This window comes from Mucilaginibacter conchicola, assembly GCF_003432115.1.
Taxonomy (GTDB): domain Bacteria; phylum Bacteroidota; class Bacteroidia; order Sphingobacteriales; family Sphingobacteriaceae; genus Mucilaginibacter; species Mucilaginibacter conchicola.
On record NZ_QWDC01000003.1, the window covers coordinates 421,096 to 435,644 of the forward strand.

15 protein-coding genes and 1 riboswitch are annotated in these 14,549 nt (G+C 42.8%); of the genes, 10 read left to right on the forward strand and 5 right to left on the reverse strand.

Annotated features, from left to right (window positions below; all coding sequences use genetic code 11):
- Positions 1-34: 34 nt before the first annotated feature.
- The 8 genes from D0C36_RS18485 to D0C36_RS18520 all read left to right on the forward strand — a co-directional run bounded on the left by D0C36_RS18485 (position 35) and on the right by D0C36_RS18520 (position 6,332).
- A complete protein-coding gene (locus tag D0C36_RS18485) occupies positions 35-607 on the forward strand; it encodes a hypothetical protein (RefSeq protein WP_117393137.1) in 573 nt (190 codons plus the stop codon).
- 6 nt (positions 608-613) lie between these two features.
- The gene (locus D0C36_RS18490; RefSeq protein ID WP_117393138.1) at positions 614-2,113 is read left to right on the forward strand and encodes a M61 metallopeptidase family protein; all 1,500 of its coding nucleotides are present in this window, start codon (positions 614-616) and stop codon (positions 2,111-2,113) included.
- Between the two features lie 28 nt (positions 2,114-2,141).
- The gene (locus tag D0C36_RS18495; protein ID WP_117393139.1) at positions 2,142-2,417 is read left to right on the forward strand and encodes a hypothetical protein; all 276 of its coding nucleotides are present in this window, start codon (positions 2,142-2,144) and stop codon (positions 2,415-2,417) included.
- Between the two features lie 159 nt (positions 2,418-2,576).
- Positions 2,577-3,308 (forward strand): hypothetical protein, encoded by a 732-nt coding sequence (locus D0C36_RS18500; protein WP_117393140.1) that lies wholly within the window; start codon positions 2,577-2,579, stop codon positions 3,306-3,308.
- A gap of 73 nt (positions 3,309-3,381) precedes the next feature.
- Entirely contained in the window at positions 3,382-3,873 is a 492-nt protein-coding gene (locus D0C36_RS18505; RefSeq protein WP_117393141.1) for a DUF302 domain-containing protein, read from the forward strand.
- A gap of 32 nt (positions 3,874-3,905) precedes the next feature.
- The gene (locus D0C36_RS18510) at positions 3,906-4,637 is read left to right on the forward strand and encodes a hypothetical protein (RefSeq protein ID WP_117393142.1); all 732 of its coding nucleotides are present in this window, start codon (positions 3,906-3,908) and stop codon (positions 4,635-4,637) included.
- A 17-nt stretch (positions 4,638-4,654) separates the two neighbouring features.
- Positions 4,655-5,527 (forward strand): alpha/beta fold hydrolase, encoded by an 873-nt coding sequence (locus tag D0C36_RS18515; RefSeq protein WP_117393143.1) that lies wholly within the window; start codon positions 4,655-4,657, stop codon positions 5,525-5,527.
- A 4-nt stretch (positions 5,528-5,531) separates the two neighbouring features.
- A complete protein-coding gene (locus D0C36_RS18520; protein ID WP_117393144.1) occupies positions 5,532-6,332 on the forward strand; it encodes an MBL fold metallo-hydrolase in 801 nt (266 codons plus the stop codon).
- Between the two features lie 522 nt (positions 6,333-6,854).
- Here D0C36_RS18520 and D0C36_RS18530 read toward each other — a convergent pair.
- From D0C36_RS18530 to metE, 4 genes are all read right to left on the reverse strand, one after another.
- A complete protein-coding gene (locus D0C36_RS18530; protein WP_117393146.1) occupies positions 6,855-7,178 on the reverse strand; it encodes a hypothetical protein in 324 nt (107 codons plus the stop codon).
- A gap of 136 nt (positions 7,179-7,314) precedes the next feature.
- Positions 7,315-8,688, reverse strand: a complete 1,374-nt coding sequence (locus D0C36_RS18535; protein ID WP_117393147.1) for a hypothetical protein — start codon at positions 8,686-8,688, stop codon at positions 7,315-7,317.
- Positions 8,689-8,895: 207 nt separating this feature from the next.
- Positions 8,896-9,447 carry a contractile injection system tape measure protein gene (locus tag D0C36_RS18540; RefSeq protein WP_117393148.1) on the reverse strand — a complete coding sequence of 184 codons (552 nt, stop codon included), beginning with the start codon at positions 9,445-9,447 and terminating at the stop codon, positions 8,896-8,898.
- 79 nt (positions 9,448-9,526) lie between these two features.
- Complete coding sequence (metE, locus tag D0C36_RS18545) at positions 9,527-11,833, reverse strand: 5-methyltetrahydropteroyltriglutamate--homocysteine S-methyltransferase (protein WP_117393149.1); 2,307 nt, start codon at positions 11,831-11,833, stop codon at positions 9,527-9,529.
- A 150-nt stretch (positions 11,834-11,983) separates the two neighbouring features.
- A riboswitch (cobalamin riboswitch) is annotated at positions 11,984-12,177 on the reverse strand.
- Positions 12,178-12,347: 170 nt separating this feature from the next.
- Here metE and D0C36_RS18550 point away from each other — a divergent pair.
- Together D0C36_RS18550 and D0C36_RS18555 are read left to right on the forward strand one after the other, a co-directional pair.
- Positions 12,348-12,812, forward strand: a complete 465-nt coding sequence (locus D0C36_RS18550; RefSeq protein WP_117393150.1) for an Lrp/AsnC family transcriptional regulator — start codon at positions 12,348-12,350, stop codon at positions 12,810-12,812.
- A gap of 1 nt (position 12,813) precedes the next feature.
- Positions 12,814-13,254, forward strand: coding sequence for a DUF4395 domain-containing protein (locus D0C36_RS18555; protein WP_117393151.1), 441 nt, complete (start codon positions 12,814-12,816; stop codon positions 13,252-13,254).
- A 2-nt stretch (positions 13,255-13,256) separates the two neighbouring features.
- Here the strand turns inward: D0C36_RS18555 and D0C36_RS18560 are convergent, their stop codons facing one another.
- Positions 13,257-14,534 carry a L,D-transpeptidase gene (locus D0C36_RS18560; RefSeq protein ID WP_158557144.1) on the reverse strand — a complete coding sequence of 426 codons (1,278 nt, stop codon included), beginning with the start codon at positions 14,532-14,534 and terminating at the stop codon, positions 13,257-13,259.
- Positions 14,535-14,549: the final 15 nt, after the last annotated feature.

Here is a 14,549-nt window from a genome sequence, read left to right on the forward strand (position 1 = left end):
GTTACTAAGGCACTAATCATTAACATCTATCTTTATGCCTATTGAACAAGTAAAAGAACAAGCAATTGGTCTATGGCAAAGCATTGCCGTTGAAGTGAGGCCCAGCCTGGCAAAGAATGCTGATGGCAGCCTTAAACCATTCTATCTTACCCGTGCATTTGAATTATGGGACAATGATGAATTTAATTTAACCATTATTAATTACGCAGACCCTTTCGGTAAAACGGCACTTGCAAAGCTTTTCATACATGGGCGTATGCTATGGCAGGGGGCACATGATATTGCCGAAGGTGCTCAAAAAGTAGACTTTGCAGCAAATATTGATTACCAGGTAACACCTTTATACGCTCCATTTGCATTTGTGCTTAACCAGGCCACCAAAGGCTTTGAAGAATGGAAGGTTAACGGTACGCAAAGCATTTTTAAAAAGGCATTTCCGCCATTTGGTTTGGCAGAGGGAGATGTATTCAAAGAGTTCGACCTGATTTATTTGTCAGATGGCCTGATGTTTTGGGGTGCCAGAAACGTGGATGGCCGGGGTTTTGGTACCGAGGAAGACAGACCAACCAATCTTCAGATCCCGTTAAGAAGAGCAGATAATTTTTAAGCTGATATGGGTACACGATGGCATGTGGCAAGGCATATAAAGGTTTTATGTGCGTTAGTGTTTTTAAGTTCGGGCTTACAGACTGCGGCTTACAGCGAAACGGATGCTGCGCCTGTTTATAGGCTTTCATGGGATGGCAGATCTACCATCCTTACGGTCGATATCAGTTATCGGGCTACAGCAGGCAAAACCAGTTTTTCTTTTGTTAATGATATAGGTAATTCAAAAAGCATTTTCAAAAAGCTTTATCACATTAAGGTTGATGGTGGCGGTACTTTTGAAATAGACTCAGCTAAACGCAGTATAGTTATCAGCCATCATAAAGCAGGTGGGCATCAATTGCATTACGAAGTTGATGGCAATATGGTGATAGATCCAAAGAATGCTACCATCCATGAACTCTTTCAACCTATAATTGAACCGGGTAGGTTAAGGATAAAAGCTATTAATTTTCTGCTTAAACAAGATAGTACTAAGGCAAAGAACATCATTGTAGAATGGGGGCAGAAGCCCCCGGCGTTACCTTATTTCGTATCTCTTTCGCCTGAGGCCACTTTAAATTCGACCTTAACAGTACCTAAAGCTGATTTTGATAACCTGATATTTTTTTACGGCGATGATCTGCGCATCAAAAAATTTAAAGTGAGAGGAAATCCTTATTATGAAATTGTATCTGCAAGAGATACCATCAATGATATGGAAACCTCTTTGCAGCCTTTCTTTAGCACCTTTTTTCCGCGCTCTTATGATTTTTGGCAAGATAAAAAGCCAAACACTTATTTCCTTTTCTCGGCACCTTTTTACACGCCGGGGCAAACGGTTAATACCGGTTTTGCGGCGGGAAATCACGGTTTTGTGATGATATACCAGGGGAAATACACCCTTAATAATACCATGATAGTGGCGCACGAAACATCGCATAAATGGATAGGGGGCGAGCTAAGAATTAAAGATGAGGGTGAGCGCTATACCTGGTTCTCTGAAGGCGTAAACGACTATATCACCTATTACCTGCTGGCCGGCACCGGCATGATGGGAAAAGAAGATTTTGTGGCCGAAGCAAATAAGAACCGTTTTGAGGCTCTTTATAAAAACCCTGTAAACGGTTTACACACCGATTCTCTTGCAAAGCATTTTTGGGATGGTTACAACTATATCCAGATATCGTATCAGCGAGGTTTTTTGTATGGGTTTGTATTAGATAATCAAATACGCCTGGCATGGGGTGGTAAAAAAACTATCCGCGATTTCCTGATAGCATTACTGGCAAAAGAACGGGCCGATCACGAGGGCCAACTAACCTACCAGGACTATCTTAATGTAGGTGCACAGTTTTTGCCGAAAAGGCAATTGATGGCCGACATAGAGGAATATATGATACAAGGGAAGTTGTATGATCTATCAAAAATAAAGCTGATAAATGGATTCCACTTTACTTACCATAATAACATCCCGTCGCTAAGTATTGATAGTTCGGTAAACATAAAGGAAACTTATAAATGGTAAAAACTTAATACTGCTCAACAATCTTGCTATGCTTATCTACCTAAAAAATGAAATAACTATGCTCCGTATTTCCATTGCAGAAGTGCAGGAACTTATCGACCTGCATTTTAACAATAACCGGCATGTAAGTACAGATGTTGAACATCTTTTTAAGATCCAGTTAATGCTTTACAGTCAGTTGAGAGAACTTTTCATGCAGGTTGCTGATGATTGTGAACCAATGATAGAAGTGTTTGATAAGGCGCTGTATAATTACCGCCTGTCGTGGTTATTGTATCTGAACGATATCTCGGTAAAGCCTTAGGATTGTGAGCCTCGTGTGCATTTACATTTTATCGTAAATATTGATTTCTGAATTGCTAAATAAAGTAATTTATCTTTTGAGTTTTTATTTAAGTTATTGAATATCAATTTGTTGTTTATTGGATTGGAGTTTGTTTTTCTATCCAAAAACAAAACATCTATGAACAACGACGGAAAAGACCTATTGGCATTTGCTATTGACGCCCACGGCGGATTAAAACAATGGAACAAATTTGGCCGGGTAGTTACTCACTTGCACATGTTTGGCAGCACCTGGAAAGACCAGGGGCAGGAGGGAGCTACCAATGATATCATTGCAGACATCGGCATTGGCAGGCAGCATATTACCTATCAACACATTTTTGAGCCGGATACTGATGCTGTTTTTACCACAGATTATGTAGCGGTGAAAGATTCGGCCGGAAATGTTATTGATGAATTATATGATCCGCTACTATCTTTTGAAGGGCACTACGGTAAACCATGGTCGCGCCCGCAAACGCTTTATTTTAGCGGCAGCGGTATCTGGACTTATTTTTCTACACCATTTGTGTTGGCAGCAGATGGTGTTACCTACGCCGAGATAGAACCTTGGAAAGAGAACGGCGAAACCTGGCGCAGACTGGAAGTGATCTTCCCTGATCACCTGGCAAAACAATCAAAGCGCCAGATATTCTACTTTGATGCAAACGACGGTTTGCTAAGGCGAAATGATTACTGGACAATAACCCTCAATGGCCGCGGGGCTGCGCATTATGTTCACGATATACAGGAATTTAATGGTATCAAACTCCCAACAAAGCGCCGCATCTATACCCTTCAGCAAGATAATACACCGCTTTTAGACCCTATCCGCATAGGGATCGATGTATTGAGCCTCGAATTGATATAGTTATTTTTTACCCCTAACGCAGGCCCTTAAATGGGCCTGCGTTTGTTCAAATTCTAAACTCAATAACCATAAAATGCAAGTAACCCATATAAGTACAATCGTAAAACCCGGTTTTACAGACTTTACTAATGCCTTTGAAAAGCTCGCCGGCAGGATCACCAAAAGTGATGTGACCAATATTGTTACCGACCCGGAAGGCACCCGCCGCCACATCGAAACGTTGCAGGGCTACCAGGACCTTATCATATTTGATATCCAGGATCATGGCTCATTATTTAACCTGATAGGCGAGAAGCGATTTGCCAAACAATATCTGATTGGCAACCCTCTGATCGCGTTCTCCATGACCCGCCATGATATCCGGGCTGCGCTTTATGCCCCTCTGCGCGTACTGGTTTATACGGATGGACAAAACCGAACTACGATAGAATATGATAAACCATCTGATCTTTTCGGCCAGTTTGGTATCCCCCAAATAACCGAGGTAGGCCTTGGGCTTGATCAAAAGGTAGAAAAGTTGGTCGAGAAAGCGGTTGAAGACAGCGTAAGTGTAAAGCAGCAATAAAATTATAAAGCATTTAACTATCAAAAACGATTATGGAATTATTAGAGAACATTCTTGCCGCACATGGCGGTCGTGAGAACTGGGAGAAATACAAAAAAGTATCCGTCACTATGATAGGTGGAGGTACACTGGTAACATTACAGCAATTGCCTCAAAACAGGGCGGAAAGAACCGTTACGGCTTGGTTGCATGAGCAGCGCGCCGGCGTTAAACCATTTGGCGCACCTGATGCCTTCTCTGACATTACCCCCCAAAGGGTAGCCATTGAAAATGAGAGTGGGCAAATCATAGCCGAACGAAAAGGCGATGCACATAGCCTTCACCAGGAAATGAAGCACGGTTTATGGGGGCCGCTGGGTTTAGCAACCTTTAACGGATATGCTCTTTGGCAATACATCAACTTCCCGTTTTTTATGTTGTTGCCGGGTATACAGGTTAAAGAGATAGCCCCCTATACAGAGCGCAACGAGACCTGGCGCGTGTTAGAGGTTACTTTTCCCGATGATATGCTGAGCCATAGCAAAGTGCAGCAATTTTACTTTGATGACAACTACCTGCTGCGCCGCCAGGATTATACGGTAGATGTAGCAGTTGAAGAGAAAAATACCTTCAATGTTGCCCAGTACATCTACGATTATCGCGAGGCTCAGGGTCTCAGGATCGGCACTGTGAGGCGCATGTACCATCGCAATGATGACGGCACGCCTAACATGCTCGATCTGGCCATTTGGGCTGATTTAAGTGATCTTACCTACCACCTATAACACTAAATTTTAATACCATGGAAAAACAAAAAAATCTTAATAACGCCGATAGTACCTGTTTAACGGCAACAACCAGGTTGGTTGAGGTTAATGGCCGTAGTCTTGCTTATCGGGTTATCGGCAAGGGCCCGGCGTTGGTGTTGTGCAATCGTTTTAAAGGAAATCTGGATACCTGGGATCCGGCGTTTATTGACGCCCTTGCCAGGCACCTGCAAGTTATCTTGTTTGATTATACGGGCATAGGCCACTCAACAGGCAAGGTTGCTGTATCAGATATACCCACCACAGCCAAGGATGTAAAAGACCTGCTTGAGGGATTAAACCTTAGTCCGCATGCGGTTGGTGGCTGGTCATACGGTGGTATGGTTGCGCAAACATTTTTTGCACTTTATCCCGATTATGCCGAGCGCCTTGTGCTGATAGGCACGCCGCCTCCGGGCGATAATCCACATCCTGTAGAGAAGGTATTTTACGAGGTTGCCGTTCGCGAAAACGACCTGAACGACGATTATATAGCCTTTTTTGAACCACGGTCTGAGTTGAGCCGCGAGCTCGCTGCTGCATCAAGAGCCCGTATTAAAAGCCGTGAGACCGATCTGGATATTCCGGTACCCGAGCCGGTTTTTAAAGAGTATTTTGAAGGCGGCAAAGGCTACCGTGCTGATGAATTGAAAATACGGGACAAGATCATCAAACACAAAAAACCAATTTTTCTGCTCATGGGCGACCACGACGTTTGTTTCGCCGTCGAGAACTGGTATGCGCTTAACCAGCAACTTGCCCATTTGCAATTGGTGGTATTACCGCAGGCCGGGCATGCTCCTCAGCATCAATACCCGGATATTTCTGCCGGATACATCAGCCAGTTTTTATTAACCGATAAATTTTGAGAATATGCAAGGAAATTTCGCTGTCACAAAGGTTAATGATCTTACCATTCATACTTATACAAGCCCGGAAAATGGCTGGTCGGTAAACTCCCATATAGTGGAGTTGCCCACCCAGCTTTTGCTGGTAGATGCGCAGTTGCTTATCCCATACGCTAAAGAAGTTGCCGGTTACGCTGCTGAACTTGGCAAACCCATTACCTGGCTTTATGTAACCCATCACCATCCCGATCATTATTTCGGCGCGCAGGTATTTGACATTAAAGTTTCGGCATTGCATCAAACAGCAGAAATGATAGCTGCCACCGGTGATGCCTACGTAAAAGCTATGCATCCTCGCCTGGGCGAACTGGTGCCCGGTAAGGTACATAAGCCCGAGATCGTTATTGCGCCGGGTTACGATGTTATAGATGGAGTAGATATAGAGTTTATCCATTCAACGAATGCCGAAACAGCCGATGCTTTAATGATCGCCTTCCCAAAGCACGGTGTTATTATCACGCAGGATCTGATCTATAACAATATTCATGCGTTTTTAGGCGAGATGGCTTTTGAGACATGGAGAAACGATATTAAAGCCTTGCAGAAAAGCAAAGCTTATGATCATATCTTGCCGGGACATGGAGCACCCGGTGGGCCTGAGTTGTATCAGCAGATGTTAGATTATCTGGAGTTAGCCGGCAATGTTTATGATCAAAGTAAAAGTTTTGAAGAGTTTGTCAATTTGCTCACAAGTGCCTGCCCCAATCGTCAAAATCAGATCGTATTAAAAGTAAATGAGCGGTATTTATACCCTAAAAAAAGTTAAACTATTTATGCGTTCCGTAAATATTGCAGCAACATTTCGAAATAATATGATTTTGATAAATTTTTAATCGTAATATGTTGTTTGGGTTGTGGCGTGTTCTTGGTGATTAACACATCCTCTGGAAATACCAAATTATTTTATCGGCTCCTTGTTATGGAGCAGAGATTGGCGATCCACCGCATAAGAAACATGCTGAATAGCGAATAAAACCTGTAAGCCTAATAACTTACAGGTTTTTGTGTTTTGGCATGCCGCAATCTGGCTAATACAAAAAAGCGCCCCGTATCTCACCCCGGCGCGCCCGTTACCTTTTGGGTAATCACCTAAATTGGCCAATCTCATGCCGGCCGCTTAAGCTGAAAAATGTGTGTAAGATATTTTCAGCTTAGCCGCACAGGTAAGTGTAGCGTTGCTGTAACGATCTTTTAATAGGAAATCTATCACAATCCGTTATAAATCAACAAATGCGGAAATAAGTATCAACTATTCTAAGACTGGTCTTTGACCAACATACAGCAAATATCAAATAGAATGCCTGTTATTAATTATTACGGTATGATCAATCTTGTCTTGTTCGTGCTTTGCTTTTACTGCCCTTGCCTGTTCTTCAGAAACCCAACCTGTTAATGGTTTGTAGTTTTCTGATTTACACAATGCCATGAAGTCACCTTTTATTGCATAGGGTGTATCACTAATTTGAAGGGATAAGTTAGCAAACTTAAGGTTATTTAATTGCAGGCTCAAGTTACTGCCCGGGGCCGTTTTCCCGTTAGTACGGTCTTGCAAAAATCTTAGTCTTTTTAACGGGCTTGTTAACTTGTTTTTTGGGTTAGGTTTGGTTTTCATAATAATTTAAAGTTTTATAAAGATGTAAATGGAACTGTAAAGCGGATGCCGATTTCATTTCTGTCAAAGAAAGTAGTGGATGCGTTTTTTACACTGTTAAACACGTCGTTAAATTGGAAATAACCTTCGAAATTGATCACCGGTTGGTCTTTTTTTGAATTGATGAAAGAAACAAGGTAGCCGACCCTGCATTCAAATAACCTCGTTTTTTATCGGGCATGTAAAAAGATGGGAATAAGTGGATCCCGTTTGTACGGTTTGCGAACAAGTAGTAAGCATTACCGGAAATTTGCCATTGCCTGTAATTATCAACCGGATCTGTATAAGCATTATATTTTTTGGCTACTTTTCTAACAGTATCTCCGGTGGCGTTTTTAAAAGAAGCTTCTTGCGAAACCTCTGTTGTACCCAGTAAAGCTGTATTGTTGGTTTTTTCCCAAGCCACACCCAAATTAAAGAACCAGGCAGTTCCACGCAGGCTATTTTGGTTGTAATGGTTAAGGATTAATCCCAGCCGGTAAGTTGCCGTATCAACTTTGGTTAATTGCTGGTTAAAAGGCTTATCGGCCGCAAATGTGTAGTAAGTGGTTTTTCCGGTACCTGCGGTTACAGTAAGGTAGGTGAATTTGACGCCCGAAACCTGAAAGCGTTCCAATAATTTATCTTTACGCTTACCGTGAATGGTATCTTGTTTCGATATATACCAACTTACAAGGTCTTGTTTTAATTTAGCTAAAACCTGTAAAGAGTCTGATTTATACGTGAGTTTTACCTGGTTTTTTCGCAGCGTTGTAAGTTCGTTCGTTTTTTTATCAAGTGATTCTAATGCTTCCTTTCTTTTATCGGGTGTAGAAGCAACATCCTGCCCAAGTTTAAGTAAATCGGCCCGGCACTGGTTTACTTCTTTTTCGAGCACCTCAATTTGTACATTTCCAACACCAATTTTATAATCAAGTATCACCTGCTTATTGGATATTTCATTGATCTCGTTGATATAGTTGTTTTTTGCTTTTACCATTGAATCTCTTGAAGCCCATTCGTCGAAATAATATCGGGCTTCATTATCGGTTGTTGAGGTAAAACTGTTTTTTTTGCTGATACGGAAATGATACTCTAATTGTATACCGCTATTGGTATTGAGTTTACTATTGTTAAATAGTGCTGCGTAACTTTTAGAAATCAAGTCGCCATTGGCAGAGATGGACAGATAGCTCATTCTGATATTATCTTTGTTACCTATTGCAACACTCCCTTTGAAGGCAAATGATCCGTTAACCGGTTCAAAGCTTGCGTAATTGCCTATGGTTGTTGGGTTGCCGGCACTACCTAATAACCTTCCGAATACATTGTTTAAAACGCGGTTCCAATGTGCGGGGGTTGCCACCTGTTTTCCGTCAGGGTTGGTAAATGCAGCGTTCGAATCGGCAATTTTAGGGATTTTAGTAGTGTCTTGCGCAAAAGTGGATGTAGCGCAAATGAGGCTGATCATTACAGCATAAAATTGTTTCATTGTGAAAAAAGGTTAGTTTAGAAATTTCCTCTAAAATAGCAAAAATGCTTATAATCAGTATGTTAAATTTTTATTCTGCTTATTTTAAGTATGAAGGTAGGCCGAGTTTACAATAAGAGGCAGCCTGGTAAATAATGTAAAAAAGCCTGTAAGTTTATTTACTTACAGGCTTTTATTTTTAGCTGATAGTTAAGGTATGATAACTTATTAATAGGGCCAGTTAACATGTAGCGGTTTTGGCATCCATGGGTGTTTAATTATTGAGAATGAAAAAGATGAACGAGAGATGAGCAGATCATAAGGGCGTTTTTCTACTGTAAGTTCCCAGCGCTCTTCCGTTTCTGTAAGCAGTCCCTCGCGTATTAACCAGTTACCCCTAAAACCCGATACTGAAGATGTCCCTATATCCTTCCAATAGTTAATAACAGCATTAATTAGCCCTTCTATCAATTGTTGTTCATTATTACTTATGTCAATTTCTTGCGGTACAGACTGTGCCAGTGGTAAACCGCATAATACTTTATTAAGCGGCAGGCATATATCTTCTGTAGCACTTTGCCCTGTAATTAAAAATTGCAGGTATTGCACAGCCTTGCCGGCAGCCTGGTTATCAATAAATTGATTTTCATTAGTTAAACCAAGTCGATTAAAAAGTATTGGGATGTAGTTGTTCAATAATACCACTCCGGCATTTTTCAAAGCCAGTGTAGTGACTGTGGCACGTGTGGTTTTATTGGGTAGGTTAGGTTTTGCGTTCATGGTTTAAATGTAACAATTTAAAACGGACATAAATGAAAAACAGCTGAGGCGCTATCTGCACTCACTGTTTTATTTGCATTTATATAGCGGCCTCTATATTTATGATCTTGCGGGCCTCTTTGGCGGCGGCTACCATGTTTATAAGGGCGGCTTTTGTCTCGGGCCACTTGCGGGTTTTTAAGCCGCAATCGGGGTTTACCCATAAGTTTTGGGCAGGTAGCAGATCAGCGGCTTTGGTGAGTAGCGATACCATCTCTCCGGTTGTTGGTACACGAGGCGAGTGGATGTCATACACGCCGGGGCCTATCTCATTAGGATATTCAAAATGTGCAAAGGCATGTAAGAGCTCCATCTGCGAACGTGAGGTTTCAATGGTGATCACATCGGCATCCATGGCGGCAATATGCTCAATGATGTTGTTAAACTCGCTATAACACATGTGCGTGTGGATCTGTGTTTTATCCTCAACACCACCCGCCGTAACGCGGAAGGCCTTAACCGCCCAATCCAGGTAATGCGGATGTTTGGCTTTGCGCAAAGGGAGGCCTTCGCGGATGGCAGCTTCATCTATTTGAATAATACCTACGCCGGCTTTTTCTAACGCCAAAACCTCATCGCGGATGGCTAAAGCAATTTGGCAGGTAGTGATATCGCGCGGCTGGTCATCACGTACAAACGACCATTGCAGAATAGTTACCGGGCCGGTGAGCATGCCTTTCATAGGCTTATTAGTTTGTTGTGCAGCAAAGCTGGTCCAGCGTACGGTCATATCCGCCGGGCGACTCACATCACCAAAAATAACCGGTGGCTTAACGCAGCGGCTGCCGTAGCTTTGTACCCATCCATTCTTGGTGAACAGGAAGCCATCCAGTTGCTCGCCAAAGTACTCCACCATATCGTTACGCTCAAACTCGCCGTGTACCAAAACATCCAACCCTGCATCTTCCTGCCAGCGTATAACTTCAACCGTAGCATCTTCAATAGCTTTTTCATATTGTTGAAGTGTGATTTCGCCTTTTTTGAAACTGGCTCGCAACCGGCGTATATCATCTGTTTGCGGGAACGACCCAATAGTAGTTGTAGGAAAAGCCGGGAAATTAAAGCGCTCGCGATGCAATTGCTGGCGTACCGGGAAAGCGCTTTTACGACTTGCATCGGCCTCTGTTATAGCAGCCACACGGTCTTTAACCGCTTGTTTGTGTACTTTTTGCGATGTGCGGCGGCTTTGTATGGCGGCCTTGTTAATCGCTAATAAATGGTTATTGCCCGCAACTATTTGCTTAAGCTCAGCTACTTCGTTTAGTTTTTGCCTGGCAAAGGCCATCCAGTTTTTTATTTCGGGGTCTATATTGGTTTCCAGGTCAAGATCTATCGGGCTGTGTAACAGAGAGCACGATGGTGCGATGAGCACTCTATCACTACCTAATTTTTCAACGGCTTTATTGATATGCGCCAATGAAAGCTCATAGTTGTTTTTCCAAACATTACGGCCATCAACAACGCCTAACGAGAGTTGCAGATTGAGGGGAATTAAAGCCAATACTTCGTCCAATTGCTCGGGTGCGCGTACCAGATCAATATGCAGGGCAGTCACAGGTAGGTTTACGGCCAATTGGGTATTATCTAACAATGCTTCAAAGTAGGTAGCCACCAGTATTTTAACGCCGCTTACGCGGTTAGCTATAGAGCGGTAAGCAAATTCAAATGCTTCTTTTTCTTTTTTGGAAAGGTCAAGTGCCAGGGCCGGCTCATCCAGTTGTATCCATGTAGCACCTTGCTGTTTAAGGCGGTTAATGATCTCTACATAAACCGGAACAAGTTCTTTTATCAACTCAATGCGGTCAAAGCCTTCTTCTTTTTCTTTACCTACCAACAGGTAGCTTATCGGGCCAAGTAATACCGGTTTGGCCTTATCACCAATAGATTGTTTAGCTGCATTGTATTCGCCAAACAGCTTTTCAGAAAAGATCCTGAACTTTTGTTTGGCCTTAAACTCCGGCACTATATAGTGGTAATTGGTATCCAGCCATTTGGTCATCTCCATGGCGGTAATGTCCAGACCATCTTTTTGGTAGCCACGTGCCATGGCAAAGTACAGGTCTATTTCGGTATTATCTGCAACTTGCGATAATACGGGCGCGTAACGTTCAGGGATGTTGCCCAGCAGTAGGCTCATATCCAGTACCTGATCATAATAGCTAAAATCATTGCAGGGGATAAGGTCTATCCCGGCGTTTAGTTGTGTTTGCCAGTTTTCCTCCCGAATGCTGCGGGCTATCTGGTGCAGATCTTTAAGGCTTATTTTGCCCGCCCAATAACTTTCGCAGGCTTTTTTTAATTGTCGTTGGCCACCAATGCGCGGGTAACCCAGGTTTTGCGTTAGCATCTTTTTAATAATTTAAAAGGTGAAATGTTAAAATGCTTAATACAAGGCTTTTAAACGCCTGGGCAAAAGGGGCATACGATGGCATTGCAGGCAAAGGATTTGCCTGGTTAAATGCATCATCAGAGACCTTTTGCTTTATTGCGCGAAAGCATTGTCTGTAAGTAAAAGGCAGGTCTCCTGGCTTGTAACATTTCCGGCGTCCTTCCCAACGGCCAATTGGCGGTCAGTGGACATAGCATGACAGAAACTTTTAGGTTACTTACAGTTGCGCGACAGCCCGTGATTTACACACGGTTCCCTTTTAATCCCGGCTTTCGCCGGAAACCATTTACAGTTGATTTATGGTGTAAAGAACTATTCTGTATTATATATAAATACTGTTCAAAGCTATATATTAAGATTTAAACACTTTGTAATGATGTTTATTTAAGTTGAATAAAATATATTTGACGATAATTTAAGTTAAATAAACTTTTATTGGTTTGTTTTTATTGCTCAAAAAGTGCTTTATTCTATGACCGAATTACTTGACCATACCGACCTGCAATTGCTGCGCCTGTTGGGCGAAGACTCCAACATATCTACTAAAGACCTGGCTGCGAAAGTCAACCTCTCGCCATCGCCGGTTTTTGAACGTTTGAAAAGATTGGAGAATGGCGGCTTCATAAAAAAGTATATTGCCGTGTTGGATGCCGAGAAGCTGAATTACGGTTTGATCATTTTCTGCAACATCAAACTAAAACAACACGATAAAGCCATCGGTAGCGATTTTGTGCGGGATATTATGCAGCTTAGCGAGGTGGTAGAGTGCTACAATATATCTGGCGATTACGATTTTCTACTAAAAGTTTACGCCCGTGATATGAAGCACTACCAGGATTTTGTTTTTAATAAACTGGGCTCGGTTAAAAGTATTGGCAGTACACATAGTACCTTTGTAATGTGCGAAAACAAAAATACGCACAACATAAACTTATAACATGCAAAGCAAATTAGAATGCCCCATAGATGGCGTAAAGGTTGATGAAACACGGGTACGCGTGGTAGCTTTTTTTGTTATCCTGTTTGCCGTCGCGGTATTAGTTACCGGCAACCCTGTGTTGCCGGCAATTCTCTTATTTGATTTTGCATTACGGGGGCTTAACCTGCAACCTTACAGCCCGCTTGCTTTAATAGCGGGGCAAGTGGTGAAGCTGCTGAACCTAAAAAGCAAACTAACAGACCGCGGGCCTAAACGCTTCGCAGCTTTAATGGGGGCAATTTTCTCGGCCATTATTCTTACACTGCTGCTTTTTGGCCTTGTGCTTGAAGCAAAAATTGTCACCTCTGTTCTGCTCGTTTTTGCCGGTCTTGAATCGTTTGCCGGTTTTTGTGCAGGCTGTTACGTTTATACCTGGATGAAAGCGTTTAAAGCAGGTTGATCTTATTTAGTTTTTCCTGCGCTGCCATCACTTAATGCAACAGGCGCCGGATACCCCTTACCTTGCAGTGCAGCTATAGCAACCTGCGCAACTTTTTGGCCTTTTACACTTGATGTGATCTTGCCATTTTTAGAGCGGGCAAGTTTACTGGCTGGTACCCCGTTTTTAGCAGGTGCAAGGCTTTCTGTAGCTATAGGCTTACCCTTTGCATCGCGGTTCATTTCTTCAAGGGCTTCGTTTAAACCAGTCTTTTCTGGTTCTGTTAACTGATCGTAATTAATAGAGTACGCGGCAAGTACTGTTTTGGCATTATCAAGTGTATTGGTGCCGCGCTCATAAACATCCCTGTAAATGTTAAGGCCTCCGTTTTCAGCTACAATGGTCTCGTAACGCAGATCAATAGGTACGCGTGTAGGCAGCATTACCGATCTGGTTTTTGACCTGTTTTTGAGCAGCAATTTAATACTATCAGCAGATAATGACGAGCCACCTAATTGCGCAAGCAGCGGCACAAAATCAACCACCTGCCTGTTAGTTAGGCCCACACAGCCGTGCGACGCAAAGTTGCCTATCTTTTCCAATTTTTTACCGCCATGTATCAATGATGGCATTCCGATAGGGATTTTTATCAACCCGAGCGGATTAAGTTCATTGCCGGCGCCAACTTTTCTGCCGGGCGCAAAGTTTCCTTTTACCCAAGGCTCATCGGGTGGTGTCCAGGTAGGGTTAAAAATAATGGTATCGGCGCGGCGCATACCCGTAGGTAACGGAAACTCAGGGTAACCTATCCCCACCTTAAAGGTTTTTACCAGCTTGCCATCCCGGAATATATCCATCCTGAAGGCGGGCGCATTTACCACTATCCGCGTATCAGTAGGTATAAAATTAGGTTTAGTAGGAGCAAGGCCCTCTACGCCTTTGCTGTAGCGGTCGCTTACAAACTGTAGTAGTTGTTGCGCTTTTTCATCACCCAATATCTCTTTTATTTTTTCGCGGTATTGCTGCGTTGCTGTGCGTGCAGATGATGCGTCAATAGCACCATCCTCGGTTAAGCCTGCTACCGAGTTGTGCGCAGCATTTCTTAGTTTAACTATTTGTTCGGCAGATAAACCCAACTGACTTTTGAGTGATGTGCCGAAGTCTTTTTCATAAAAAAGAGCATCAAGCAACGGAAGGGTCATGCTTGTAGTATCAGGTGTTGCTTTAGTAACTTCCTTGTTTACTGAAGTATCCTGTTGTTCAATGTCGTGCTTTTTGTCTGGCTGGTTACAAGCAGTCATTAAGCCCGTGCATAG

What these genes read in the sequence shown, in the direction of transcription:
- D0C36_RS18515 (WP_117393143.1), top strand. Translation starts at nt 4,655, where the DNA reads ATGGAAAAACAAAAAAATCTTAATAACGCCGATAGTACCTGTTTAACG.
- D0C36_RS18490 (WP_117393138.1), top strand. Translation starts at nt 614, where the DNA reads ATGGGTACACGATGGCATGTGGCAAGGCATATAAAGGTTTTATGTGCG.
- D0C36_RS18510 (WP_117393142.1), top strand. Translation starts at nt 3,906, where the DNA reads ATGGAATTATTAGAGAACATTCTTGCCGCACATGGCGGTCGTGAGAAC.
- D0C36_RS18555 (WP_117393151.1), top strand. Translation starts at nt 12,814, where the DNA reads ATGCAAAGCAAATTAGAATGCCCCATAGATGGCGTAAAGGTTGATGAA.
- D0C36_RS18495 (WP_117393139.1), top strand. Translation starts at nt 2,142, where the DNA reads ATGCTTATCTACCTAAAAAATGAAATAACTATGCTCCGTATTTCCATT.
- D0C36_RS18550 (WP_117393150.1), top strand. Translation starts at nt 12,348, where the DNA reads ATGACCGAATTACTTGACCATACCGACCTGCAATTGCTGCGCCTGTTG.
- D0C36_RS18485 (WP_117393137.1), top strand. Translation starts at nt 35, where the DNA reads ATGCCTATTGAACAAGTAAAAGAACAAGCAATTGGTCTATGGCAAAGC.
- D0C36_RS18560 (WP_158557144.1), bottom strand. Translation starts at nt 14,534, where the DNA reads ATGACTGCTTGTAACCAGCCAGACAAAAAGCACGACATTGAACAACAG.
- D0C36_RS18505 (WP_117393141.1), top strand. Translation starts at nt 3,382, where the DNA reads ATGCAAGTAACCCATATAAGTACAATCGTAAAACCCGGTTTTACAGAC.
- D0C36_RS18530 (WP_117393146.1), bottom strand. Translation starts at nt 7,178, where the DNA reads ATGAAAACCAAACCTAACCCAAAAAACAAGTTAACAAGCCCGTTAAAA.
- D0C36_RS18535 (WP_117393147.1), bottom strand. Translation starts at nt 8,688, where the DNA reads ATGAAACAATTTTATGCTGTAATGATCAGCCTCATTTGCGCTACATCC.
- D0C36_RS18500 (WP_117393140.1), top strand. Translation starts at nt 2,577, where the DNA reads ATGAACAACGACGGAAAAGACCTATTGGCATTTGCTATTGACGCCCAC.
- D0C36_RS18520 (WP_117393144.1), top strand. Translation starts at nt 5,532, where the DNA reads ATGCAAGGAAATTTCGCTGTCACAAAGGTTAATGATCTTACCATTCAT.
- D0C36_RS18540 (WP_117393148.1), bottom strand. Translation starts at nt 9,447, where the DNA reads ATGAACGCAAAACCTAACCTACCCAATAAAACCACACGTGCCACAGTC.
- metE (WP_117393149.1), bottom strand. Translation starts at nt 11,833, where the DNA reads ATGCTAACGCAAAACCTGGGTTACCCGCGCATTGGTGGCCAACGACAA.